20 protein-coding genes are annotated in these 24,478 nt (G+C 47.4%); 9 read left to right on the top strand and 11 right to left on the bottom strand.

Going from position 1 to position 24,478, the window contains the following annotated elements; all coding sequences use genetic code 11:
• Positions 1 to 153: 153 nt before the first annotated feature.
• The 3 genes from M0413_RS16885 to M0413_RS16875 form a co-directional block, all read right to left on the bottom strand.
• Entirely contained in the window at positions 154 to 558 is a 405-nt protein-coding gene (locus M0413_RS16885; protein ID WP_037425639.1) for a YbaY family lipoprotein, read from the bottom strand.
• 1 nt (position 559) lies between these two features.
• Positions 560 to 1,426 (bottom strand): acyl-CoA thioesterase II, encoded by an 867-nt coding sequence (gene tesB / locus M0413_RS16880; protein WP_037417495.1) that lies wholly within the window; start codon positions 1,424 to 1,426, stop codon positions 560 to 562.
• Positions 1,427 to 1,511: 85 nt separating this feature from the next.
• Positions 1,512 to 2,444 (bottom strand): SDR family NAD(P)-dependent oxidoreductase, encoded by a 933-nt coding sequence (locus tag M0413_RS16875; protein WP_047537251.1) that lies wholly within the window; start codon positions 2,442 to 2,444, stop codon positions 1,512 to 1,514.
• A 330-nt stretch (positions 2,445 to 2,774) separates the two neighbouring features.
• Between M0413_RS16875 and M0413_RS16870 the strand changes: the two genes are divergently transcribed.
• Complete coding sequence (locus M0413_RS16870) at positions 2,775 to 3,650, top strand: 1,4-dihydroxy-2-naphthoate polyprenyltransferase (RefSeq protein WP_037425645.1); 876 nt, start codon at positions 2,775 to 2,777, stop codon at positions 3,648 to 3,650.
• 149 nt (positions 3,651 to 3,799) lie between these two features.
• Here M0413_RS16870 and M0413_RS16865 read toward each other — a convergent pair whose 3' ends face one another.
• Together M0413_RS16865 and M0413_RS16860 are read right to left on the bottom strand one after the other, a co-directional pair.
• Positions 3,800 to 4,609 (bottom strand): DODA-type extradiol aromatic ring-opening family dioxygenase, encoded by an 810-nt coding sequence (locus M0413_RS16865; protein WP_249554988.1) that lies wholly within the window; start codon positions 4,607 to 4,609, stop codon positions 3,800 to 3,802.
• A gap of 70 nt (positions 4,610 to 4,679) precedes the next feature.
• Positions 4,680 to 5,156 carry a DoxX family protein gene (locus M0413_RS16860; protein WP_249554986.1) on the bottom strand — a complete coding sequence of 159 codons (477 nt, stop codon included), beginning with the start codon at positions 5,154 to 5,156 and terminating at the stop codon, positions 4,680 to 4,682.
• A 201-nt stretch (positions 5,157 to 5,357) separates the two neighbouring features.
• Here M0413_RS16860 and M0413_RS16855 point away from each other — a divergent pair, with 201 nt between their 5' ends.
• Positions 5,358 to 6,254, top strand: coding sequence for a LysR family transcriptional regulator (locus M0413_RS16855; protein ID WP_069454759.1), 897 nt, complete (start codon positions 5,358 to 5,360; stop codon positions 6,252 to 6,254).
• Positions 6,255 to 6,524: 270 nt separating this feature from the next.
• Here M0413_RS16855 and M0413_RS16850 read toward each other — a convergent pair whose 3' ends face one another.
• The 6 genes from M0413_RS16850 to M0413_RS16825 form a co-directional block, all read right to left on the bottom strand.
• Positions 6,525 to 7,316, bottom strand: a complete 792-nt coding sequence (locus M0413_RS16850; RefSeq protein ID WP_249554984.1) for a hypothetical protein — start codon at positions 7,314 to 7,316, stop codon at positions 6,525 to 6,527.
• A gap of 225 nt (positions 7,317 to 7,541) precedes the next feature.
• Complete coding sequence (locus M0413_RS16845; RefSeq protein WP_203431872.1) at positions 7,542 to 8,006, bottom strand: serine protease external chaperone; 465 nt, start codon at positions 8,004 to 8,006, stop codon at positions 7,542 to 7,544.
• Positions 8,007 to 8,016: 10 nt separating this feature from the next.
• Complete coding sequence (locus M0413_RS16840) at positions 8,017 to 10,140, bottom strand: S8 family serine peptidase (RefSeq protein WP_037425653.1); 2,124 nt, start codon at positions 10,138 to 10,140, stop codon at positions 8,017 to 8,019.
• A gap of 541 nt (positions 10,141 to 10,681) precedes the next feature.
• Positions 10,682 to 12,208, bottom strand: coding sequence for an NADP-dependent phosphogluconate dehydrogenase (gnd, locus tag M0413_RS16835; RefSeq protein WP_249554982.1), 1,527 nt, complete (start codon positions 12,206 to 12,208; stop codon positions 10,682 to 10,684).
• 227 nt (positions 12,209 to 12,435) lie between these two features.
• Entirely contained in the window at positions 12,436 to 12,750 is a 315-nt protein-coding gene (gene sugE / locus M0413_RS16830; RefSeq protein WP_037425659.1) for a quaternary ammonium compound efflux SMR transporter SugE, read from the bottom strand.
• Between the two features lie 326 nt (positions 12,751 to 13,076).
• Positions 13,077 to 14,984 (bottom strand): propionyl-CoA synthetase, encoded by a 1,908-nt coding sequence (locus tag M0413_RS16825; protein WP_218678503.1) that lies wholly within the window; start codon positions 14,982 to 14,984, stop codon positions 13,077 to 13,079.
• 195 nt (positions 14,985 to 15,179) lie between these two features.
• Here M0413_RS16825 and M0413_RS16820 point away from each other — a divergent pair, with 195 nt between their 5' ends.
• From M0413_RS16820 to M0413_RS16790, 7 genes are all read left to right on the top strand, one after another.
• Complete coding sequence (locus tag M0413_RS16820) at positions 15,180 to 16,892, top strand: L,D-transpeptidase family protein (protein WP_249554980.1); 1,713 nt, start codon at positions 15,180 to 15,182, stop codon at positions 16,890 to 16,892.
• Between the two features lie 260 nt (positions 16,893 to 17,152).
• A complete protein-coding gene (locus M0413_RS16815) occupies positions 17,153 to 17,557 on the top strand; it encodes a MerR family transcriptional regulator (protein WP_011072005.1) in 405 nt (134 codons plus the stop codon).
• A gap of 144 nt (positions 17,558 to 17,701) precedes the next feature.
• Complete coding sequence (locus tag M0413_RS16810) at positions 17,702 to 18,871, top strand: isovaleryl-CoA dehydrogenase (protein ID WP_240292157.1); 1,170 nt, start codon at positions 17,702 to 17,704, stop codon at positions 18,869 to 18,871.
• A gap of 100 nt (positions 18,872 to 18,971) precedes the next feature.
• Positions 18,972 to 20,579 carry a carboxyl transferase domain-containing protein gene (locus tag M0413_RS16805; protein WP_144375995.1) on the top strand — a complete coding sequence of 536 codons (1,608 nt, stop codon included), beginning with the start codon at positions 18,972 to 18,974 and terminating at the stop codon, positions 20,577 to 20,579.
• Positions 20,580 to 20,638: 59 nt separating this feature from the next.
• A complete protein-coding gene (locus M0413_RS16800; RefSeq protein ID WP_249554978.1) occupies positions 20,639 to 21,484 on the top strand; it encodes an enoyl-CoA hydratase-related protein in 846 nt (281 codons plus the stop codon).
• Positions 21,484 to 23,523 carry an acetyl/propionyl/methylcrotonyl-CoA carboxylase subunit alpha gene (locus M0413_RS16795; RefSeq protein WP_249554976.1) on the top strand — a complete coding sequence of 680 codons (2,040 nt, stop codon included), beginning with the start codon at positions 21,484 to 21,486 and terminating at the stop codon, positions 23,521 to 23,523. The genes M0413_RS16800 and M0413_RS16795 overlap by 1 nt, the downstream gene beginning before the upstream one ends.
• Complete coding sequence (locus tag M0413_RS16790; protein WP_249554974.1) at positions 23,524 to 24,471, top strand: hydroxymethylglutaryl-CoA lyase; 948 nt, start codon at positions 23,524 to 23,526, stop codon at positions 24,469 to 24,471.
• Positions 24,472 to 24,478 lie beyond the last annotated feature (7 nt).

The raw sequence follows: 24,478 nt of genomic DNA, 5'->3' as shown, positions 1-24,478 counted from the left end.
CCTCTTTTGACTTCGCTAAAAATCAAAGATGCATTTAACATGAGTAGGTATACAGGCAAAGCCTCATATGATGATAACCACCTACTGAAGTAGGTGGTTTTGGGCTAAAAACAAAAAGCCCTTACGAAAAGGGCTTTTAAAATAACACATGCTTTACTGATTAATCATCACCGCCTTCATCAATACTTCAGTGGTGTATTTACCATTATTAATCACGGGGAAACGATCATAGGTCTGGAAAATCACCTTGTCCTGGTACTTGATCATAGCCACTACGCCATAATTAATACGTTTATCGATTGATTGCGCGGGTAATAAGAACTTAAATGGCACAGGCGCTCGGGCGATATTAAAGCTTTTTTGAGCAATAATGGCCCCTGGAGTATTCAAATCGATAATGGCAATAGTAATTTCACTGCCTTGTGGCAAGATAATTTTCTCTAAATAACCCGCCGCTCCATTGATGATAATGGGTGGTTCAGGTTGTACCGTTACGCAACCAGCCATCGTCAATGAGCTTAAACAGAATAGAATAAATATTTTTAATTTCAGTAACATATTAGCTTCCTTTTACCATACGGATCAGCCCCTCTTGGGTCGTCGATGCGACAAGCTCGCCCTGCTGATTAAAAAATTGTCCTCGGACATACCCACGCCCCCCACTGGCATTTGGGCTATCGATACTATAGAGCAACCATTCTCCCATATTAATGGGTCGGTGGAACCACATCGCATGATCAATGGTTGCCATGCGGATGCCCGGGGTTAAAAACGACACGCCATGGGGCTGAGCCGCCGTGACTAAAAAATTAAAGTCGGAGGCATAGGCTAGTAAATATTCATGGATATGACTATCTGTTGGCATTGCACCATTTGCCCTTAACCACACATAGCGATATGGCTCGGTTTCTTTAGGTGCGAAGGGATGCAGAGGGTTGACTAAGCGCATCTCAATTGGCGCGTCTTCCATAAACTTTTCAAGGATCCTTGCTGGGACTTTATCCCTTAAGGTCATAGCCAACTCATTTTGATTTAATAAACCTTCAGGGCCAGGCACCTGCGGCATCTGTGCTTGATGTTCAAAACCCACCTCGGGTTCTTGGAAGGAACAGGTCATATGAAAAATCGGCCGTCCCTTTTGTATTGCACTCACCCGCCTAGCACTAAAGCTGCCCCCATCGCGCATATTTTCAACTTCATACACTATGGGTAACTTCTCATCTCCTGCGCGTAAAAAATAAGAGTGAAGCGAATGCACTTGGCGCTCAGCTGGTACGGTTTGCTTAGCCGCGCTCAAGGCCTGTCCCATGACTTGCCCACCAAACACATGCCCAAACCCTAGGTCTTGACTTTGACCGCGAAACAGCCCGATTTCGATTTGCTCAAGGGATAATAATGATAAGAGATCGTCTAATACCTGACTCATGGGATCCTACGGAAAATTAGCAATGAATACCCAAGGGTAACCCAGTTCGACTAGGGCTGACCAGTAGGGAAAAACGCACGCCGAACTACTCAATTTTTATATGATGCTCAAGAGCGCTCTGTTTTGACCAAGCCAACACTTTATCCTCACCACAGGAATGTAAATTAACCGGAAAGGCATTGTGAAGTTCTGACCAATATTTCACGAGTTTATCGGGCGTACATTGTCCCTCACTAAAGTAGATAGACTGAAACTCAGCGAATCTGCCGTGGCTGACACTGCCAGCGCCCGCCAATAAATGCTGACCATTAGGGGCCTTTTGACTCACTAAAAACGCCACGGTCGCAGTCAGCGTATCAAAGCAAAATAGCGGTTGAATCGCAGGAGCTAAATGCTTTCGAGTCATAGCCGTTAATGCCTGAGGACATAAGCTATTGATATAAATGTTATATTGCTCGCCCTCTATCGATAGGCTGTTTACCATTCCCACTAAAGCCATCTTGGCGGCACTGAATGCGACTTGGTGTAAATCACCAAAGAGTGCCGAAACCCCCGTTGTCATCAAAATGCGGCCATAACCCTGTGCTTTCATCGCTGGCCATATTGCTTGAGTCAGATAAAAACTGCCATTAACATCAACGTCAAACTGCCGCTGCCACTCAGCTTGTTGAATATGCTCAAAAGGACGAGCACCATAAACACCGGCATTATTGATTAATATATCCACGCCCTGCCAACATTGAAGCAAGCTATTCACCATAGTCTGAACATCCATCTGTTGACTGACATCCACCTCAAAGCAAAGGCACTCGGCCCCGAGTTTTAAAATCGTCTCATGGGTTTGGCGCAATTCATCATTGCTATAGTCAGCATCAGGGTGTTTTTGGCGTTTAGAGGACACCTTAGGTTGGTCGACAAGCACCACTTTGGCGCCCCGCTCTGCCAACATAATGGCATAGGCTCTCCCAAGCCCTGCGCCAGCTCCGGTGATCAACGCCACTTGGTTATCGAAACGCATCCTATCGAATCCTTATCATTGACATAAAGGTGACGTGCTCATTCTCCGGCAGCTAAGCCCGATGACTTGCCTTACACTCAAGGCTCTATCAGCGTTAAGTTACTGGCTTTACCAATGACATACGGGTAAACGGCATAAACTATAAAAGCACAGACAATGTGGATTTTCTTTGACATTGGCGGCAAATCTTTTCCCTAACCGCGAAACATCTGTGCGCCAATTCAAACTCTATTACATGCGTGTATTAGATAGTACTCACTTTAGGGTAATTTCTTGTTATGCTATGGCGCTGTTCACTACTCATTCCTTTTTAGATAGCGACTAGACATCATGAATCCTTGGATTTTAGCCATCAGACCTCGCACCTTACCCGCGGCAATCGGTCCCCTGTTAATTGGTAATATTCTGGCGCTGCACCTTGAGCGTTTCAGTTGGTTAATTGCCGTGACATCGATGTTGTGCGCGATTTTATTGCAGATCGCTGTCAACCTCGCCAATGACTATTTTGATTTTAAAAATGGTATCGATACTGCCGAACGTATTGGCCCAGTTCGCGTGACGCAAAGCGGGATGATCCCAGCCTATAAAGTACGTAATGCGATGATTTTCTGCCTATTACTCGCGTTAACAGTAGGTTCCTATTTGATTTGGCACGGTGGTTGGCCAATAGCGATTTTAGCGGCGGCGGCGATTTTAGGCGCCCTCGGCTACAGCGGCGGTCCTTATCCTTTAGCCTCACACGGGCTAGGTGAAGTTGCCGCCTTTGTGTTTTTTGGCTTAGTGGCTGTGGTCGGCAGTTATTATTTGCAGGCAGGTGATACTAATTTGAATGCGTGGCTACTTGGCTGTGCGATTGGCTTATTTAACGCCGCCATTATGTTAGTTAACAACACCCGCGATATTCGCACCGACACCCAAGCGGGCAAACATACCCTAGCCGTGAGGATTGGCGAGGCACAGGCCAAAGTCTTGTATCAAGCCTTAATTTACTTACCCTTTGGTTTAGTGATCGCGGGATTCTTACTGGGCATTCTACCTGGATTACCGGTATTGTTGGCGGGTTTATCTCTGCTTATCGCCCGTAAACTCAGTAGCGATTTCTATGCTGTATCGGGTGAGGCGCTTAATCCACTATTGGGACGCACAGCAAAACTTACTATGATTTTCAGTACCCTATTCAGTGTGGGACTGGTGTTTACCGCTTAAGCAGGAATACCAACATCTCAGAGTTGTCCCCATTACTGAGTAAGAGCCAGCCACCAATTGGCTAAAATAGACAAGGCTAAAAATACAAAAAGGTTCGTCATGATGCGCCAAACGCACAACATGATGAACCTTTTGCTTTTAGGGACAAATTAAGACCAGAGATAAGCCGAGATTGCCGTGTTAAATAACACGCCACTAAATTGATGCGTGGCTTTTGGCGTCTGTAAATGCGCCGCCCCAAAACACACATGTAAGGGAATTAAATGCTCTTCCCTTGGGTGGCTAAAACGCGCCTCTGGCGCTGATTGCCAATCGATTAATTGTGCCTTAGCGTGGTTATCGCCTGATGTCACTACATCGGTTAACCAAGTATCAAACGCTTGGCTGCGATGCAACACCTTAGGATCGCCGGAGAAAAACGCGCGCATATTGTGAAACGACATGCCAGACCCCACAATCAGCACCCCTTGGGTACGTAATGATGCCAATGCTTCACCGATAGCAATATGGGCACTCGGGTCCAGATGCTGCACTAAGGACATTTGCACCACAGGAATGTTGGCCTCAGGATACATCAACTTAAGTGGCACAAAGGTGCCGTGATCGAAGGCGCGTTGATTATCCAACCGTACCTCAATGCCGCTTGCCTTAAGTAAACTGACAATGGTTTCGGCGAGCTGCGGCTCACCGGGTGCAGGATAAGAAAGCGTATAAGCCTCAGGGGGAAAACCATAGTAATCGAACAGCATACCAGGATGAGAATGGCTCGACAGTGTCACCTGCGCCTCTTCCCAGTGGGCGGTAACTAATACAATCGCCTTGGGCGTGGGAATAGTCTCTGCCACCTTGGATAAATATGACCGTAATTCCCGATGATTTGCATCATTGAGTAATGGTAAAGGCCCGCCACCATGGGGAACAAACAGCACTGGCATTTGAGCCGAGTTCGCGTACGTCATAGTAAATGTCTCTTGATTAAACAGTGAGTTGTCACTTGTAAATTGAAACTTGTCTGCGCGGCGGCCAAAATCAGAAAACCGCTTTTATGTCCACCAGCTGACGTTGAAAACGCACTAATCTATCGACGGTTTCATCTAACTTGATGATTAAAAAAAGCAAGGCAGATAATAACAATGCGGGTAGCGCGTTAAGGGTAGCTTCAAAATTAAAGTGGTAATAAATGGCTCCCATCATCACCGACAGTAATGCTGTTGCCGACAGGACTCGAGATTCACGCCAGCCAATAGCAATAGCGCCCAGCACTTCAACCACACCGATAAAGTAGCCAAAACCCGTTGGTAAATTCATCACGCTAAAGGGCGCATGGAAAAACGACACGCTGAGTAACTTACCCATGCCCGAGAATAAAAACACTATGCTCATGGCGAGCGTTACCAAAGCCGCCGCACGATTTAAGGTATTGGCACAGACAAAGAGTTTTTGAGGGTCAGCCTCAGCCGCGGTTTTATTTTCACCTTTGGCAAAACATAATTGATTGATTGACATAACGACCTCATTACTCATCACTTTTAGACCTAATTCCGTATAAACTCTTACTAAACAGTATCCTAAACGCAAAGTAGTGGGCTCGTATTTTGTGCCCACTACTGTCATATGGCGAGATTATGCGCCCACAAAAAATAAATAAATATGGAATAATATCTAACATCTTTTAAAATAATTCTTTATTTGTTTAAGAGTATTGCCATGACCTTAGAACAGCTGCTGATGTTCAATACCGTCGCCCTCGCTGGCTCACTAAAGGCCGCCAGTGACAAACTCCATAAGACCCAGCCGGCGATCAGTCAGAGCATTAAACAATTGGAATCCCAGCTAGATGTAGTGCTGTTCGACCGCCAAGGTTATCGGTTAGCACTGACCCAAGAGGGACGAAAGCTATTGCAATACGCCCAGCGCGTACTGAATGAAGCGCAGGAAATGCGCCAAGTGGCCAAGCATTTAGCCAAAGGTAACGAGGCCAGTATCACCTTAGCCTTTGAGGCCTCCTTTAATCTTGCTCGAATCTTGCCGATGTTAGAGCGCACACAAAATGAGTTTCCACATACACAAATTATTCTTAAGCAAGAGTATTTAACTGGGGCACTCGAAGCCCTAAATCAAGGCAAAGCCGATATTGCGATTTCAGCTGGCGGTATTGAGCTGCTTCGCTCAAGCCATTATGAGCTTGGTTATTTATTTTCAGGGAGTTTATTGGATGTTGCTTCCCCCCGTTTACTGAGCCGTTATCCAAATCTAAGTCATGTAAGGCAATTGGTGAACGAGTACCAAATTGTGATCCAAGATACTGGCACTGGCACCGCCAATATCGAATTTGGGGTGCAAGCTGGGCAGCGCCGTTGGTATGTGAATGATTTTTATACGAAGAAAATGCTTATTCAAGGAGGGATGGGATGGGGAAAACTTCCCTATTATATGGTCGAAGAAGCCATCGCAGAAGGAAGCTTACAACAGCTTGAACTACAAGAAAGACAAAACCTGATCCAACTTGATTACTATGTGATGCGGCCGCCCCACTCGCCACTAGGCCCAGTAGCACAGGCGCTATGGGACAATTTAGTGCAACTAGCCGTTAAGCCAAGCTAATAATTGACCTCTTTTGATATCACACTATCTGTATATGTAATCTGAATATGACATTCGTTAATCAGTCATATTTTGAAGGCTGGCTGCCTTGATAGAAGCTAACAGTTCAGCCTAAAGGAGCACTTAAATAAATGCGCGTGACACTCTCATACGGTTTTCATCATGCTTATTCAGTAAAAGCCTATTGTTGTTTTATCGCGTAATTTGCAGCCGCGATGACGCAATTTGCTTCACATATTACTCAGTCATGCAATCCAACAAGCAATTAACTCAGCGCCGATAATAAATAATTGACCAAAAATCAAACTGCTCGCCTTTAGCGGCGCACCAATCCGGAAACGACTCAGCCACAGTATGAGTGGAATACTCCTCCCAGCAATTTATCATTGACTGGTAATAATCATGCCTGTTTTGCAGCCTTGATTTACTCTCCTGCGTTTGTAATCGCTCGATTAATGTGTGTGCTGACGCTAGTGAGTCTTTTGCTCGCACTATATCGCCCAACAATACAGATTCAGATAAATGGTGGGTCTGAAAATCGACACTGCTTAAATGGGCCAACGCAACTTGAGTAAGACAAATTTCATCGTTAGGCTCAAGCGCCAACGCCCTTTCATAGGAGGCGATATCCTCACCAATATAGCCTAACCATTTGTGGGGAATGGGATTATTGGGCTCATCTACTGCCCATTGGGTTAGCACACCTTTAAGCAGTACGATAAGGGGATAAGCGAGTAACTGGTGTGTTTCACGCTGCCAATAACCTAAGGATGATAGTTCTTCAGCTATTTGCCTTTGTTTAGTCAAGGATCGGCTCTTACAGTGCGACACAAATGTGTTCACCGTCGCAATCGCTTGCTTCTTTAGTCCTTGCTCTTTTTGCAGACAATATTGGCCAAAAAGTTCATACCCCTTCAGAGCCGAATACTGAGTCCCTATCGACTTTAATCCTTCAAAGTTATCGCTATTCCAGTAGTTCATATTGAGACTTGAGTTGGTGAGACCTTCGGGCTGAACAATGCAACCACTCGTATGGAAAAGTACATGGAATAATGCAAACATGGTCCATGTTAATCATGCGCTAAAGCCGAGTGAAGCACGGCCCCAAGGCATAGAAGCAGATTGTAATCTCTAAACCCATCGTGAACCAGATAGTTTAGCGCTAAGTGGTTATATTATTGGTCGTTTTACGATAAAGCCTCTGATATTAATAGGCTCATATTAATAATTAACTCATAATAAAGGGCCTTGCGGCCCTTTATTCACCTTTTAGCTTCGCTAAATGGCTTACTGAATTTCTTGCTTGGCGAGTGCGCGATCTAACTTAGCACGCTCCACTTCAGGCGAGGCTTTAACCGCTTGAATTAAGCCAATTAAATCAGTACCTTCTTCGGCGGCCAGCAGCAATAAGTTATTGTCATTCTGCCAATCAACTTTTAAACCGTGAGTCTTAGCAAAATCATCGGCAGATACACCTGGTTTTAGTTTAACCACTAACTTTCCGGTCATTTCGGCAAAGGGTTTACCCGATTGAGTCACCACTTTCTGCCCTTTAACCAATTGCTTAGCCTGTTTAACCCCAGTCTCAGTTTTAACAAAGTAGGGTGTATCTAAACCTAAAAACTCGGCACGGCTCACTTGAACACCTTTAGACTCAGCTTGAGGTTCAGTGAGTTCGATCTTGTCATGTGCCATTGCTTGAACTGACAGTGAAAGTGCAACAGCTACTAATGATAAATTTAACGCTTTCATTGGTTACTCCTTAAGACGCAGACTTGGCGGCATGGCCATGGAAACGAATTGACCAACCTTTCAGTTTGCCATCGGCTTCGTTAGGGATTGAGATATAGCCTTGATCGTATTTAACAAATCGATAGCTACCGCTATTCACATCAATCAGCTTGATTGTCCATTCACCTTTTGATGATTCGCCATAGAAAGCATTTGATAACATAGGTGTTGCATCATAGCCTTTAACAAGATCATCCGGGTCATTCTTATCCATCACCCCTTGATAAACTAAACCGTTATAAGGTGTCATCAACACACTCTTAGTACCTGCAGGCGAAATCAGCTCTACCGCTAAATCCGGTAGACGCAGGTGATCGGCAGTCAGCTCAATTTGCACGGCTTCAATCACTAAATCGTCAGCGACTACTTGGGTATCCGTCACGCCATTAATATCGGCATCGGGAATCGCTTTGGTGAGCGCTGCGCTTGCTTGCCACTCGGTTACGACATAGTCGCCTAAGTCCTGTGCATAGGATTTGGCGAGCTTAACGGCTTCAGTTAAATTCACTCGACCAAAACCATAGAGGTTATGGAATGAAAAACCCGCCGCGTTTTGTAACCAACTAGGGATAGCCGCATACACTGGCGCACCTTCACCCTCACCAATGGTCACGGTTTTAGGCGCAATATCCGCATCAACTTTAGTAGCGGTCTTAGCCAAAATATAGCGAATATCACGCCAAGTGAGATCTGGATTAGCACTCATAATGACGGCGACAGCTCCCGAAGTGTTAGGTGCCGCAGACGAGGTACCGTTCATTGTCGATGTGTAATCACAATTGGGGTTTAACGGGTTTAAACCACCGTGGAATGGCGTGCTTGGTCTATCTTCTGCGATTGCTGAGCCCTTCACACATCCCATAAAGTCGGTTGTAACAATCGCAGGATCATTATCACCATACTCACCACCAGGTGCTGTGACAAAAATATTCGAGCCCACGGATGAATAGCTAGAAAGTTTACCCTTAGCATTAATTGCACTAACAACTAAGTTATAAACGTTAGCATTGTCAGAGGACATGTTGGAATTATGGAAAGGTAAGCCGTGGTTAGCGGGATTTTCCGTCGTTGCCGTGAAGTAATCTCCCGGTAACCAGAAAGTACGGAAACGATAGTAGTCATACCCATTACCCGCGGACTTAACGAAAATACTGCCTTTGCCATCGAAGCTTTGCGTTGCAATATCTTGATAAACTTCGGTTTCATCCTCATCAAACCCATGAGGGAATGGCACGCTGTAACCATAGCTTTGGTTAAAAACGCGTGCACTATCGCTATAGGCACTGGCACCGTGGGATTTAGCAAAGTTTTCAAATGTTTGTACGTTTGTCACTTTACCCGTTGGATCTTCATCTAAAAAGTTAAAGCCTATTAATTTTGCCTTAGGTGCCACACCGCGACCACCAATACCGTTCCAACCTTCTGCAGCAATAATCCCTCCTACTGCTGTACCATGAGCTGCTGTAGCAGACCCAGAGAAAGGTGTTGGATCAACAGTACCTGTAATTAAATTGTATGAACCACCATTTACAGTGTTATTTGTTAGATCTGGGTGAGCAATTTCTAAGCCGCTATCGACCACCGCGACAATCACGCCTTGTCCCATAGCATTATCTGAAATTGCACCGCTCACATTCATATCTTCACCGGCAACACCGCGGTTAGCCGCAAAAGCATTCTGCCCAGTGTTCTTTAAATGCCATTGGTAGGTAAAGAGTGGATCGCCATGCTTAATATTGATTGTCAGATTGGCTTCAGCCTGTAATTGGCCATCGGAGACTTTGAACCGAACCACCTCTGTCCCTTCATTGGCATCAGATGCATAGGTAAATTCACCCGTGCTTTTATTGACTAGCGTAAAGGTGCCGAGTTTGAGATCGGCAGGGTCCACTAAAGAATAAGTTAAACCACCTTCGGCATCCGTCCCCTCAAGTTTTCCAGTAAAAAGAATCGACTGTGACACATCAACAGTCATATCCGCTGTGGTCGGGGCAGTATTCACTTTTGGCACAGGTGCCGGAGTCTTCTTATCATCGCTCCCACAGCCAGCCAATAAGGCCGCCGTGATGCTTAATGCAACAATGGACATACGCATAATAGACATTCCTTCTTCTCATTACTTATTACAACTTAATTTGGCGTGATAATGTTGATTAACATTATTCCGCATTAAGTTCTGTTATTTTAGTTATACCCTATGAACTCTTATAAAATACAAGCATCAAATGGGAAGCAAAGATTTAACACAAATGAAATAATTATGAAAACAAATATAAACAGAATGAAAGACTGAATAGGTTTATTTGATTATTTTATCAGCAGATTAAATTAAGAACAGATAAAGACTGACAATAAATAAGATATCAAAAAACATTTTAAAAACAAAAAGATGATGATTTTATATATTTTTTGAAATTACAAAACAACAAACTGTTTAAATTACATAAATTTTTACATTTTGAATCTTCAAATTCTTTAAAAATATTAAAACAGCAAAATGAAACCGCCACAAAAATATAGAATGTCAAACGGTTTAATCACCATATTATTAACATTTATAAAACAAGTTTGAGTTATTAAACAGATACGACCAATAAAAAAGCCCCTATTTCTAGGGGCTATTCAAATTATTTTATCTAGAGTTTAATTAAAACTCTGTTTGTGGCACTCCAATCTAAATGGTATTTCTCACCGGCTGGCTTATCTAAACGTTCAAAAGTATGGGCACCAAAAAAGTCCCGTTGTCCTTGGAGCAAATTAGCTGGCAAGGTCTCACTGCGATAACTGTCGTAATAGGCCAGTGCCGAGCTAATGCAAGGCACAGGGATCCCTTGCATAACCGCCGCCGCCACAGCACTGCGCCACGCTGTTTGTTTTTCTGATAAGGTAGTTGCAAAGGTGTCTGCCATTAACAAACAACTTAAGTCAGCATCCGCTTGATAAGCTTGGGTTATCGATTGCAAGAAGGTGGCACGAATAATACAACCCGCACGCCAGATTTTCGCGATCTCAGCAAAATCGAGTTGCCATTTTTGCTCCTGCGCCGTCATCGCCATCAGTTGGAAACCTTGAGCGTAGCAACAGACCTTAGCGCAATAGAGCGCACTCTCTAAGGCATCGATTAAGGTGGCTTTTTGGTTTTCATCCATCGCAGGAGATAAGGGGCCAGCAAGCTTTTTACTGAGCTCAACACGAAGGGATTTTTGGGTGCTCACCGCGCGCGCATAAACCGCTTCGGCAATGGTGGGAGCTGGGCAACCAATTTGCAAACTGCTGACCGCAGTCCAAAGTCCAGTGCCCTTCTGCCCTGCTTTATCGAGGATCATCTCAACTAACGGTTTACCCGTTAGCGGATCCGCCTGTTTGAGCACCTCGGCGCTGATCCCCATCAGATAACTGTTTAAACTGCCCTTATTCCAGCGTTCAAACACCTCACCTACCTGTGCTGAGCTCATGCCTAAGCCATCGTGCATTAACTGATAGGCTTCGCAAATCAGCTGCATATCGGCGTATTCAATGCCGTTATGCACCATTTTCACATAATGCCCAGCACCCGCAGGCCCAATATAGGTCGTGCAAGGTTCGCCTTCGGTCACCGGATTTCCCGGCTCAAAACGCTCAATCGGCAGCCCAGTTTTAGGGTCAACCTTAGCGGCAATAGCCTTCCAAATCGGCGCAACATGTTGCCATGCACCAAGATCGCCACTTGGCATTAATGAAGGCCCAAAACGGGCACCAACCTCACCGCCCGAAACGGCTGAGCTGAAGAAGATAAATTTGCCTTGATAACGCTTTTCGCGTTCAACGGTGTCAGTCCAAAGACTGTTGCCCGTATCGATTACGATGTCATCCGCTTCGATACCAGCAGAAATCAGGGCATGGCATACCCCATCCACAGGCGCACCCGCAGGGACAGATAGCACGAGAATACGGGGATGAGTGAGGCTGGCTAACATTTCTGAAAGATTAGCACAGCCTGTAATACGCAGATCCTGTCCTACACGTTCTTGTTTTTCTTGTTGTAAAACCCCGTTGACTTTAACAGGATCGAGATCGAAGGCACTGACGCGATATTGATTGTCGGCGATGTTTAGCGCAAGGTTTTTACCCATTACGCCAAGGCCTATCACGCCAATATCATTAAGATTGCTGTGGTTTTGCATTATATAATTCCCACGGGTCACAGAGGTTAGAAATAACCAATTTGGAGCAGTAATTATATCGGGCTTTGTAACTTAATTACCAGAGAGAAGAGACGATGCATACGATTGGCAAACTCGATTGCAAATCAAGATGCGTTGTTTTTTCAGGAGAATATTCCCAAATTTCATAAACATCTTTACCAATCGTATACATCTTGGGCAAGCTCTTCCTTGGGGATGTAAATTGATTAATGAGCGAGTTTTAAGCCGAGTACGCCAAGCAAAATGAGGATTAAGCTGGCGATTTTCAGCAAGCTCACTCCCTCGCCTAAGAGAATAATGCCCGCAATTGCCGTGCCCATGGCACCTATGCCAACCCACACCCCATAAGCCGTGCCTATCGGCAATTGCTTAACGGCGAGGCCCAGTAGCAACACACTGAACGCCATGGAGAGCAAAGTAAACACACTCGGCCACAAGCGAGTAAAACCATCGGTGTATTTGAGTCCGATGGCCCAACCAATTTCAAAAAGTCCAGCAAGTATTAACAGTAACCAGCTCATAGAGAACTCCCATACGGGGTCGTCCCCAAATTGATATCGGCGTATTTAGGGTCGTCCCTAAGCCGTTGTGAAATGTTAATGGGTCAAAAGCAATAAGGATAATGAATGTCCGCAGTACCGCTTAAGATCCGGCGCCTTAATAGTGCACTGTCGATGCAAAGCTCTATTAAGAATGCTGGCTAGACTACCAAAATGTGACGAATAAGGGCAAGTGCTCTAAGCATTTGTCTAAATCTAAATAAGAAAGCGATAATCTAAAAAGACTATCGCTTGCTCTTTTGTTTGACGATCTTAACTTTTTAAGTCGTTAACTTGAGCCGCTCACTCTAGCCCACTAAAGCATCGGCATAGCCCATGCGGGTTAAGGTCGTACGGACTAAATCGAGGGTCTGCGGATCTTCAATGGTCGCTGGCGCCGTATATTGCTGATTATCAGCAATTTTACGCATAGTGCCGCGCAGGATTTTACCCGAGCGGGTTTTCGGCAGCTTTTGAATCGCGCTCACCAACCTAAAGGACGCAACGGGACCAATTTCTTGGCGAACGAGGGCAATTAACTGCTTATGCAGCTCCTCATCCGTAATAGTCACGCCCTTTTTAAGTACCACTAAGCCTAATGGCACTTGGCCCTTTAATTTGTCATCAACACCAATCACTGCGGCTTCGGCGACATCGGGATGCTGGCACAACACCTCTTCAAACCGCCCAGTAGAGAGACGATGACCCGCAACGTTAATGATGTCATCGATGCGGCTCATGATATACAGATAGCCATCCTCATCCATATAACCCGCATCCCCTGTAAGGTAATAACCTGGGTACATAGATAAGTAACTGTCTTGATAACGTTTGTTGTTTTGCCAGAGCGTTGTGAGCGTGCCCGGTGGCAAGGGTAATTTTATCACCACATTGCCAGAGACATTCGGCGCCACTTTAACCCCTAGCTCATCGACGACATCAACTTCGTATCCAGGCACGGGTCGCCCCGGTGAGCCGGCTTTAACGGCAATCGGCGCCACCCCCATTAGATTTGCGGCTACTGGCCAACCTGTTTCAGTTTGCCACCAATGATCGATAACCGGTTTATGTAACTTGTCTTCAGCCCAATGCAGGGTGTCGGGATCGCAGCGCTCCCCAGCTAAAAAGACATTCTTCAAGCAGCTTAAATCAACACCTTGAATGAATTCGCCGTCGGGATCTTCACGCTTAATAGCGCGAATCGCCGTGGGCGCGGTGAAAAAGCTTTTGACTTGATACTTGGCAATCGTACGCCAAAAGGCGCCGGGGTCGGGTGTACCAACGGGTTTGCCTTCATATAACAGCGTGGTCGCCCCCACGAGTAACGGACCATAAACAATATAGGAATGACCAACAACCCAACCCACATCCGATGCCGCCCAAAACACATCGCCTTGATGAATATCATAAATATTGGCCATCGACCAAGCTAATGCGACCGCATGACCGCCATTGTCACGCACCACCCCTTTAGGTTGGCCTGTAGTGCCAGAGGTATAGAGCACATATAAAGGATCGGTGGCATTTACCGTGACGCAGTCAACGCTTTCGCATCCTTTAAGCGCGGTCTGCCAATCGGCGTCTCGACCAGTTTGCATCTGCGCTTCATATTGAGGGCGGTTTAAAATCAAGCAATGCTCAACCTTGTGCACCGCTTCATTTAATGCTTTATCTAGTAAGGGCTTATAGGGCACCACCCCTGAAGGTTCAATCCCGCAGGAGGCAGACATTACCAGCTTAGGTTTGGCATCATTGATACGGGTGGCAAGTTCATTGGCCGCAAAGCCACCAAATACCACCGAATGAATGGCGCCAATGCGCGCGCAGGCAAGCATGGCATAGGCCGTTTCGGGTACCATCGGCATGTAAATAACCACCCGATCACCCTTTGTCACCCCCATAGTACGCAAATACCCTGCAAGCCTTGCTACCTGAGCCTGCAGTTCGTGATAGGTAATACTGTATTCGGTTTCGGTTACTGGGCTAACGTAATGAATCGCAATCTGCTCACCACGTCCCGCTAACACATGTCGGTCTATCGCGTTATAACACGTGTTTAACTCACCATCGCTAAACCAATGGTAAAATGGTGCCTCGCTTTCATCTAATATTTGTTTGCTTGGCGTAACCCAATCTAAGGCCTTGGCGGCTTGTTGCCAAAATGCCTGTTTATTCGCAATAGATGTCTGATGTAATTGTTGTCCAACATCTGTCATAAGGCCTCCCATCATGACACTCATCCGTGTCAACACAGATGAAACTCTCCCCTTCCTTCCGAGGTTGATTATGACCTGCCACGCATTATTCCCCCATTAGACTAAGGGATATACTGGGGTTAAAAAATAAATCCGAAGAGATAGACCATCTAACACTTGCCGTGTAGAAGACTTCCACATAATCTTATGTCTTTAATGGATTTTTCACGGAAAGAAATACTCATTATGCGCCGCTTCAGCCAAGTCAAACTCGGTCTACTCCTATTCATCAATCTCGTCAGTACGGCTTGTTTTGCTTCGACACCACAACTTGAAGCATTACTCGAACCCCTGTCTATCGGTGAGCGGGCTAACGTAGATAACACTCAGATAATCAGCGCTAAGTTACTCTCACGGGTCTATCAAGTGCGCCAATATCAAGCGCTCTGGGAGGATAAAGACTATGCGGGCACGCTACTCGATGTAATTAAAAGTGCCGATGAAGAGGGTCTTGCGAAGGAAGATTACCACTATCCCAAGTTGGTCGAACTTTACCAACAACTGAGTGCATCGAATTGGCAAGATGAATATCGCAGTAGTGTATTTGAAGTGCTACTAACCGATGGAATTATTACCTATGCTATTCATTTACTTAATGGCAAAGTCAATCCCAGTATGCTCGGCAAAACCTGGAACTATGATGAAGCTCATCTGGATTTTGATACCACATTAAAACAGCTTGAAGAACACATTAAAGCGCACACTGTGGCCGAGGCGATTACAGGCTTAGCGCCTAAGATTGCGCCATATCACCAGCTTAAACAGTATCTTGCCCAGTACAAAGACTTGGCCGCTCGCTATCCCTTTACCACGATTCCTTATACGGAAGTCATTAAACCCGGCAGCACTTCCCCCTCGGTACAAAGCATTGCCACACGGCTAAAAGAGTTAGGTTACTTAGCAGCAAGCTCGCCAGCGGAGAATAGCGCCGCCGTAAACGAGCCCTTAACTTATGACAGCACGCTTGAAGCTGCGGTACGTCAATTTCAAACTGACCACAGCCTTAAGGCCGATGGGGTGATAGGCGCAGGCACAATGGCGGCGTTAAATGTTCCCTATACACAAAGGGTCGAGCAGATCCGCATTAACCTCGAGCGTGCCCGCTGGCTATCAGCCAACTTGCCGGCAAACTATCTGCTGGTTAATTTGGCTGGCTACGAATTATTACTATTTAAAGACAATAACTTAAACTGGCGTACTGACATTATCATCGGCAAAATCGACGCAAAGACGCCATTGTTTAAATCCAAATTAAAATATGTGGTTGTGAATCCCACTTGGACCGTGCCCCGCAGTATCTCCACGGAGATCATCAACCACTTACGTAAAGATCCCGATTATCTGCAAAAAAAGCACTTTAAAGTCGTTGAAGCCTCGGGCACGCCCGTCGATGCTCGCGGCATCGATTGGCACAGTATGACCCGCAAAAACTTTCCCTACTGGTTTGTGCAGGGGCCAGGGGAAGATAACTCCCTTGGTTTAGTTAAATTTATCTTCCCAAACCAATATTCAATTTATCTGCATGATACGCCATCGAAAAATCTATTCGAGCAAACCAATAGAGCCTTCAGTCACGGTTGTATTCGAGTAAAAGATCCTCTCGTGCTCGCCGATAAACTGCTGAGCGCCAATGCGAATTGGTCCAGTGAAACGCTCAATCGCAAACTTGCAGAGGGAAAAACAGAAAACCTGTTTTTAGATCAGCCCTTAGATATTTTGATTATGTATTGGACCGTGACCATCAAAAACGGAAAAATTAAATTTTACAATGATATATACACACGTGACCCGGTACTTATCGAAGCATTAAATCGCCCAACCTATGAGGGTGTGTTAGCCGATGATGGCTTGCTCAATACGTTGGAATAACGGCTTACACGCCTGCCTTAACGCCACCACTTAATAAGTTCTCTTCCCCCGTGGAGCCTTAAGGCAATATGGGTGGGCTCACCTAAAAAAACACTTGTTTGAGTTCAAGCTAACGTAATATTTATCAACATATTAAACAACATAGCTTGAGCCAAGTGGCAACAAGAATTGACAAAAAAAATCGACTAACCACACCACAATCTTTACCTTTACGTAAACTTCATATATCTTGCATAAAAATGATTAACTAAGGTGCCTGAATGAGCGCAACTAACACGCCACAAACGACTTATTCGATCAGTGATCTCTCTAAAGAGTTTGATATCACGACCCGAAGCATTCGTTTTTACGAAGACCAAGGTTTACTAAAACCTAAACGTCGCGGTCAAACCCGCATTTACAGCCTAAAAGACAGGGTGCGACTCAAACTTATCCTGCGCGGCAAGCGCCTTGGATTCTCTCTGGCAGAAACCCGTCGCCTATTCGAACTTTACGATGCCGACAAGAGCAGCACCACTCAGCTCAATACTATGCTTGCCCTAGTGGAAGAAAAGAAATCTGCCCTACAGCAGCAAATGGACGACATTAAAGTGGTCCTGATGGAGCTAAATTCAGCCGAGCAGCAATGCCGCCTCGCCCTAGAAGAAAGCAAAGTCAAAGCGTAAGACAGGCGAGCATAACATTAACGAGCACCTCAGTTGGTACGACCGCGTGACAGGGACATATCACGCACTGTAATACGGTTTTAAAGACTCAAGCACCTAATAATCATAAAAATATAAATTAGAACCTAAGATAGGACACAAGCAATGAACTCACTCTACACCAGTCTCAATTTTGGCCTAGGCGAAGAAGTCGATATGCTGCGCGATGCGGTGCAAGATTTCGCTAAACACGAAATCGCCCCTATTGCCGCCAAAGTCGACCATGACAACGCCTTCCCTAACGAAATTTGGCCCGTGCTCGGTGGGATGGGGCTTTTAGGTGTGACTGTGCCTGAGGAATACGGCGGCGCAAACATGGGCTACCTCGCCCACGTGGTCGCCATGGAAGAAATTTCCCGCGCTTCAGCCTCTATCGGGTTAAGTTATGGCGCCCACTCTAACCTGTGTGTGAACCAAATTAACCGTAACGGTAATGCTGCACAAAAAGCCAAATACTTACCAAAGCTGGTGAGCGGTGAGCATATCGGCGCACTGGCAATGAGTGAGCCCAATGCAGGGTCAGATGTGGTTTCGATGAAGCTGCACGCCCGTAAAGAAGGCGACCGCTATATCCTCAACGGCAACAAAATGTGGATCACCAACGGTCCCGATGCCAATACCTATGTAATTTATGCCAAAACCGACTTAACCAAAGGCGCACACGGTATCACGGCCTTTATCGTTGAGCGTGGTTTTAAAGGTTTCAGCCAAGCGCAAAAACTCGACAAACTGGGGATGCGCGGTTCAAACACCTGTGAACTGGTGTTTGAAGATGTCGAAGTGCCAGAGGAAAACATTCTCGGCGGCCTCAACAATGGCGTCAAAGTGCTGATGAGCGGCTTAGATTACGAGCGCGTCGTGCTCTCAGGCGGCCCGCTTGGGATCATGAACGCCTGTATGGACATCGTCGTGCCTTATATCCACGAGCGTGAGCAATTTGGTAAATCCATCGGTGAATTCCAATTAGTACAAGGCAAATTAGCCGATATGTACACCGGCATGAACGCCGCTAAAGCCTATGTCTACAGCGTGGCGAAATCCTGCGATCGCGGTGAAACCACCCGTAAAGACGCCGCGGGCGCTATTCTTTACAGCGCGGAGCTGGCCACCAAAATGGCACTGGATGCCATCCAATTACTCGGCGGTAACGGTTACGTCAATGAGTACGCGACTGGCCGCTTACTGCGCGACGCCAAACTCTATGAGATTGGCGCTGGCACCTCAGAAATTCGCCGTATGCTGATTGGCCGCGAGCTCTTTAACGAATCGAAATAAGCAGCCAAGGGCGAATGGCGCATGACGAGCTTTAGCCTTTCATGCCCCTCGCCCACCGAGCCAACTGATACTGAGTTACCGCTTTATAAGGACAATCAACGTGACGCAATTAAGCAGTCGTATCAACGCCCGTAGCGATGAATTTAAAGCCAAATCCGACGATATGGCCGCCCTAGTGGCCGATCTTAAAACCAAGCTCGCCAAAATTGAACTCGGTGGCGGCCCCGTTGCCCTAGAGCGCCATTTGGCCCGCGGTAAACTCCTTCCTCGTCAACGGGTTGAGAAACTCCTCGACGCAGGTTCGCCCTTTTTAGAATTGTCGCAATTTGCGGCATTTGAAGTCTATGACGAAGAAGTGCCCGCCGCAGGCATCATTGCAGGCATTGGCCGCGTGAGCGGCGTAGAGTGCATGATTATCGCCAACGATGCCACGGTCAAAGGCGGCACTTACTACCCTATCACGGTCAAAAAACACTTAAGGGCACAAGAGATTGCCAGTCGCTGTCATCTGCCCTGTATCTATTTAGTCGATTCGGGCGGCGCTAACTTGCCCCGTCAGGATGAAGTCTTCCCCGATCGCGACCATTTCGGCCGAATTTTCTACAATCAAGCGCAAATGTCCGCCAAGGGAATTCCACAAATTGCGGTGGTGATGGGTCTGTGTACCGCGGGCGGCGCCTATGTTCCTGCCATGGCCGATGAATCGATTATCGTAAAAGATCAAGGCACTATCTTCCTAGCTGGGCCGCCGTTAGTGAAAGCCGCGACCGGTGAAGAAGTCAGCGCCGAAGAACTCGGCGGCGCCGACGTACACACTAAAATTTCAGGTGTGGCGGATCACTTAGCCCAAAACGATGAGCATGCATTAGAGCTTGCCCGCCGCGCAGTGCTGCGTCTGAATCATCAAAAACAAATCAACAGTCTACTTAGCCCAGTTAAGCCACCTAAGTTTGATATCAACGAGCTCTATGGCATCGTCGGCACCGACTTGAAAAAGCCCTTCGATGTGAAAGAAGTGATCGCTCGCATCGTCGACGACTCGGATTTCGATGAGTTTAAGGCCAACTATGGTGCGACTTTGGTCTGTGGTTTTGCCCGCATTCACGGCTATCCCGTGGGGATTGTGGCCAACAACGGCATTTTATTCTCAGAATCGGCGCAAAAAGGCGCGCACTTTATCGAACTGTGCTGCCAGCGCAAGATCCCGCTGCTGTTCCTGCAAAATATCACCGGCTTTATGGTGGGTAAAAAGTACGAACACGAAGGTATCGCTAAGCATGGCGCCAAGATGGTGACCGCAGTCTCCTGCGCCAATGTGCCTAAATTCACTGTGATTATCGGTGGCAGCTACGGCGCAGGTAACTACGGTATGTGCGGCCGCGCCTTCGAACCGACCATGATGTGGATGTGGCCCAATGCGCGCATCTCTGTGATGGGTGGCGAGCAAGCCGCTGGCGTATTAGCCACAGTGCGCCGCGACGGCTTAGCCCGTAAAGGCGAAGAATGGTCTGCTGAGGACGAAAAAGCCTTTAAAGCACCGATTATTGCCCAGTACGATAAAGAGGGTCATCCCTACCATGCCAGCGCCCGTCTGTGGGATGACGGCATTATCGACCCGGCGCAAACCCGTGATGTGGTGGGCCTTGCCCTGTCAGCCGCATTAAATGCCCCTATCGAAGACACCCGCTTCGGCGTCTTCCGTATGTAACGCATCTTGCGATGCCTTACGTATCACTCATAGAGGGGATAAATATGACGGGAATAATAATGACTGACACACAACACCAGAACACTAGCACTCAATCCTTAGGCAATTTGCAGCACGTCAGCTATGCGCTCAATAACGGCGTGGGCGAGTTAACTCTTAACCGAGCAGAAGTGCACAACGCCTTCGATGAGGTGATGATCAGCGAAATGATCGCCGTCCTCGGTTATTTTGCCGAGCACAAAGACTGCAAACTGTTGCTATTAAAAGCCAATGGCAAAAACTTCAGCGCAGGCGCCGACTTAAACTGGATGCGCAAACAAGCCAAGATGGATTTTGATCAAAACCTGAATGACGCCAAGGCGCTGGCCAAGCTGATGCAGGATCTAGATACCTTTCCAAAACCCACTATCGCCTTAGTCCAAGGTGCGGCCTTTGGCGGCGCGCTTGGGTTAATTTGCGCTAGTGATATTGCCATCGCCACCGAGCGTGCAAGCTTCTGCTTAAGCGAAGTCAAACTAGGGCTCATCCCTGCGGTGATTAGCCCCTACGTTGCCCGCGCTATGGGCAATCGCGCCTCACGCCGCTATATGCTGACCGCGGAGCGTTTTGATGCGCAAACGGCACTTAAACTCAATGTTATCCATGAGATAAACGACGATTTAGCGACCGCAGCGCAGCCGATTATCACCGCGATGCTCGCCAACAGTCCGCAGGGAATGGCGTGGGTGAAGACCCTACTCGCCCGCCTCGAAGACGGCGTGATAGACCAAGATACGATTGATTACACCAGCGAGCGCATCGCCCGCATTCGGGTATCTGATGAAGGCCAAGAAGGTTTAAACGCCTTCTTCGAAAAACGTCAGCCGAACTGGCACACGCCAACAGATACTCAAGGAGTTCTTTGATGTTGACTAACAGCATGTTCACTAAGCTTTTAATTGCTAACCGTGGTGAAATTGCCTGCCGCATTATCAAAACCGCGCAGGCCATGGGCGTTCGCACCGTAGCCTTATATTCCGATGCCGATAAAAACGCCCGCCATGTTGCCATGGCCGACGAATCGTTTTACTTAGGTGGCAGCGCCCCGGCGGATTCTTACCTGAAGGGCGACTTGATTATCGAAATCGCCAAAAAGGCCCAGGCACAAGCCATCCACCCTGGTTATGGTTTTTTATCGGAAAACGCCGACTTTGCCCGCAAGTGTGAGGCAGCAGGAATCGTGTTTGTTGGCCCTGGCAGCGATGCCATCGATGCCATGGGCAGCAAGAGTGCGGCCAAAGCCATTATGACGGCGGCGCAAGTGCCTTTAGTGCCGGGTTACCATGGCGACGATCAAACCGATGCCACCCTCAAGGCCGAAGCCTTAAAAATCGGCTTCCCGATGCTGATTAAAGCCGCCTACGGTGGCGGTGGTAAAGGTATGCGTATCGTTGAGCATGAAGGCGAAATCATGGACGCCATCAACTCGGCGCGCCGTGAAGCGGCCTCCTCCTTCGGTAACGATAAGTTATTGATGGAGCGTTATTTACGCCAGCCTCGCCATGTCGAAGTCCAAGTGTTTGCCGATACCTTTGGCAATGCGATTTACTTATCGGATCGCGACTGTTCGATTCAGCGCCGCCATCAAAAAGTGGTCGAAGAAGCACCAGCACCCGGTTTAAGCGATGAACTGCGCGCCCAAATGGGTGAAGCCGCCGTCGCTGCCGCCAAGGCCATCGATTATGTTGGCGCGGGAACCGTTGAATTCCTGTTAGATACCGACAATAGCTTCTACTTTATGGAGATGAATACTCGTCTGCAGGTAGAGCATCCGGTGACCGAAATGGTGACGGGCCAAGACTTAGTCAAATGGCAGTTAATGGTCGCCAGTGGTCAGCCTTTACCGCTCAAACAGGACGAAGTGCGTATCCATGGACACGCCTTTGAGGTGCGTATTTACGCTGAAGATCCGCAAAATGAGTTTTTACCCGCCAGCGGTAAGCTCAATTTCCTGCGCGAGCCCGAGCAAAGCAAATACGTGCGTATTGATTCCGGCATTCGTGAAAACGATGTGATCAGTAACTTCTACGATCCTATGATAGCCAAGCTCATCGTGTGGGATGAGTCGCGTCCGCGTGCGCTACAGCGCCTAGTGCACGCCCTCGAGTCCTACCAAATCAGCGGGCTTAAGCACAATATTGAATTTTTGGCGAATATTGCCGAGCATCCCGCCTTCGCTAAGGCGGATTTTAGCACCGACTTTATCAACCGTTACGGCGACGCGTTGATTGGCAGTGCTTCGAGCGAAACCGATACGGCTATCGCCTTTGCCGCGCTGTATCAAGTACTTGCCCGTAAAGAAGCCGCCAAGGCACAGGCAATTAACAGCGCCGATCCTTACTCGCCTTGGGGCCAAGTCAGTGGCTTTAGACTCAACAGCGTTAGCCAGCATACTATTGCCCTACTCGACGATGCCCACGAGTTGCAACAATTGGTGTTATTAGACTTTGGCGATCACTACCAATTATCCCAACCCGCAGCAGAGGGCCAAGTGAGCAAGTCGCTGAGTGGTGAGCTTAAGCAGGATTTACTGTTAGCCGAAATCAACGACCATAAGAGTAAAGTGCCTGTCAGCGCTCAGGGCGATGATTTTACGCTGTTTTTACCCTCAGGCAGTTATCACTTCAGGGCGGTTAAAACCCAAGTGGTTGAGGCCGAATCCAGCAATGAAGATAAGCTCAAGGCCCCGATGAACGGCACAGTTGTGACCCACTTAGTGGAAGTTGGTGCAGAGGTGAAGGCGGGACAAGGGCTACTGGTGATGGAAGCGATGAAGATGGAATACACCATCGAAGCGCCCTTCGACGGTATTGTTACCGAGTTCTACTTCAAGGCGGGCGAGTTAGTGAGCGATGGCGCTGTGCTGCTCCATGTTGAGCCCAAAGCCCAGAGCGAGGAAGCCTAAATGTCTGCGCTGGATCTTACGAACTTAAGCTCGACCTCGATAAGCGCCAGCTCGGATAGGGTTAGCCTGTTCGAGATGGGGCCCCGTGACGGCTTGCAGAATGAAGCCGCCGTCCCGACACAGGCCAAAGTCGCCTTGATTGAATCCCTCGCCGATGCGGGCGTGAAGCGAATTGAAGCTGGCAGCTTTGTGTCACCCAAATGGGTGCCACAAATGGCCGATAGTGGCGAAGTATTGCGCCAAATTCGCCGTCAAGCGGGCGTGGTTTACAGCGCCCTCACCCCCAATGTCAAAGGCTTAGAGCTGGCGCTGGATGCAAAAGCTTCCGAAGTCGCTATCTTTGGTGCGGCGTCACAAAGCTTTAGCCAACGCAATATCAACTGTTCGATTGAAGAGTCGATAGAACGCTTTATCCCGTTGATGGACATGGCAAAAGCCGCCAATATCCCAGTGCGTGGCTATGTGTCCTGCGTTTTAGGTTGCCCCTATGAAGGGGAAATCGCGGCGAGCGAAGTGGCGAGAGTGTCTGAAATCCTTTACAAAATGGGCTGTTACGAAATTTCGCTCGGCGACACTATCGGTGTAGGCACGCCGTTAAAAGCCCGTAAAATGCTGCAAGCCGTGATGGAGCGAGTGCCGGTCGAAAAGCTCGCCCTGCACTTCCACGACACCTATGGCCAAGCATTAGCCAATATTACCGCTTGCCTCGACTTAGGTGTGCGCAGCTTTGACGCCTCAGTGGCGGGCCTAGGTGGTTGCCCGTATGCAAAAGGCGCATCGGGCAATCTGGCGAGTGAAGACTTGGTCTATATGCTCCACGGGCTCGGTTTGAAGACGGGTATCGATTTAGAAAAACTGGCATTAGCGGGTTTTGGGATCAGCAAACAATTAAATCGTCTTAATGGCTCTAAAGTCGCCAATGCAATCTTGCAGGGCGCTAAAGCCTAGACTCAAG

The organism is Shewanella sp. 8A (genome assembly GCF_023475945.1).
Taxonomy (GTDB): Bacteria; Pseudomonadota; Gammaproteobacteria; order Enterobacterales; family Shewanellaceae; genus Shewanella; species Shewanella xiamenensis.
The sequence above is the reverse complement of the archived record's forward strand: the minus strand, read 5'-3'. Positions and strand labels throughout refer to the sequence as shown.

Excerpts from the sequence above, each read along its gene's own strand:
- M0413_RS16885 (WP_037425639.1), bottom strand. The coding sequence starts at position 558 with ATGTTACTGAAATTAAAAATATTTATTCTATTCTGTTTAAGCTCATTG.
- tesB (WP_037417495.1), bottom strand. The coding sequence starts at position 1,426 with ATGAGTCAGGTATTAGACGATCTCTTATCATTATTATCCCTTGAGCAA.
- M0413_RS16875 (WP_047537251.1), bottom strand. The coding sequence starts at position 2,444 with ATGCGTTTCGATAACCAAGTGGCGTTGATCACCGGAGCTGGCGCAGGG.
- M0413_RS16870 (WP_037425645.1), top strand. The coding sequence starts at position 2,775 with ATGAATCCTTGGATTTTAGCCATCAGACCTCGCACCTTACCCGCGGCA.
- M0413_RS16865 (WP_249554988.1), bottom strand. The coding sequence starts at position 4,609 with ATGACGTACGCGAACTCGGCTCAAATGCCAGTGCTGTTTGTTCCCCAT.
- M0413_RS16860 (WP_249554986.1), bottom strand. The coding sequence starts at position 5,156 with ATGTCAATCAATCAATTATGTTTTGCCAAAGGTGAAAATAAAACCGCG.
- M0413_RS16855 (WP_069454759.1), top strand. The coding sequence starts at position 5,358 with ATGACCTTAGAACAGCTGCTGATGTTCAATACCGTCGCCCTCGCTGGC.
- M0413_RS16850 (WP_249554984.1), bottom strand. The coding sequence starts at position 7,316 with ATGTTTGCATTATTCCATGTACTTTTCCATACGAGTGGTTGCATTGTT.
- M0413_RS16845 (WP_203431872.1), bottom strand. The coding sequence starts at position 8,006 with ATGAAAGCGTTAAATTTATCATTAGTAGCTGTTGCACTTTCACTGTCA.
- M0413_RS16840 (WP_037425653.1), bottom strand. The coding sequence starts at position 10,140 with ATGCGTATGTCCATTGTTGCATTAAGCATCACGGCGGCCTTATTGGCT.
- gnd (WP_249554982.1), bottom strand. The coding sequence starts at position 12,208 with ATGCAAAACCACAGCAATCTTAATGATATTGGCGTGATAGGCCTTGGC.
- sugE (WP_037425659.1), bottom strand. The coding sequence starts at position 12,750 with ATGAGCTGGTTACTGTTAATACTTGCTGGACTTTTTGAAATTGGTTGG.
- M0413_RS16825 (WP_218678503.1), bottom strand. The coding sequence starts at position 14,984 with ATGACAGATGTTGGACAACAATTACATCAGACATCTATTGCGAATAAA.
- M0413_RS16820 (WP_249554980.1), top strand. The coding sequence starts at position 15,180 with ATGGATTTTTCACGGAAAGAAATACTCATTATGCGCCGCTTCAGCCAA.
- M0413_RS16815 (WP_011072005.1), top strand. The coding sequence starts at position 17,153 with ATGAGCGCAACTAACACGCCACAAACGACTTATTCGATCAGTGATCTC.
- M0413_RS16810 (WP_240292157.1), top strand. The coding sequence starts at position 17,702 with ATGAACTCACTCTACACCAGTCTCAATTTTGGCCTAGGCGAAGAAGTC.
- M0413_RS16800 (WP_249554978.1), top strand. The coding sequence starts at position 20,639 with ATGACTGACACACAACACCAGAACACTAGCACTCAATCCTTAGGCAAT.
- M0413_RS16795 (WP_249554976.1), top strand. The coding sequence starts at position 21,484 with ATGTTGACTAACAGCATGTTCACTAAGCTTTTAATTGCTAACCGTGGT.
- M0413_RS16790 (WP_249554974.1), top strand. The coding sequence starts at position 23,524 with ATGTCTGCGCTGGATCTTACGAACTTAAGCTCGACCTCGATAAGCGCC.